At 46.3% G+C, this 596-nt stretch carries 1 pseudogene; it reads left to right on the top strand.

What is annotated here, in order from left to right:
* Positions 1-596: pseudogene (locus R7040_RS28095) on the top strand (hypothetical protein); the annotation flags it as partial.

Below are 596 nucleotides of genomic sequence, written 5' to 3'. Positions count from 1 at the left end.
GGTTCTTGGCGTAATAGCCATCCCTCTATCGCGTTACTCGGCTTAGAAGCTAACTTACCGAATAACCAAGAAGCTCGATTCGCCGTTGATGAAATTCAAATTGAATTCGATTTGATTCAATCGTTACTTCAGTTTAAGCCCGTCGTGGCAGACTTAACCATTCATAACTTGGCATTAGATATTCGCACGGTCGATCTTCTACCTACGTCGAGCAATCAAGAGCCGACCACTGATGTTGATCAAAATGAAATTAAGCTGATTGATCAGCTGGACTCACTATTGCTGCGTCAGTTTGAAGACTTCACCATTACGAATTCACGCGTCTGGTACAAATCGGTATCGGGCGAAACTCGTCGACTCGATATTGAACAGCTTCGCTGGAGTAACCAAGGCAAACGTCACTTGGCGGAAGGCACAGTCAGTATTGCAGACGCTAGCCTGAATTCGCTGTTAGTAAATGCTAACTTTAAAGACCATGGTTCGCTGCGTGATGTGTCTGGTGAGTTTTACGTGAGTGCGCAAGATGTCTCGGTCACACCTTGGCTGACCACTTACATGCAAGAAGAGTCGGGTGCGGAGTCTGGCAAGGTCAGTTT

The organism is Vibrio sp. 1069, assembly GCF_033340555.1.
Note: the sequence above shows the minus strand (reverse complement) of the source record. Positions and strands in the feature narration are given on the sequence as shown.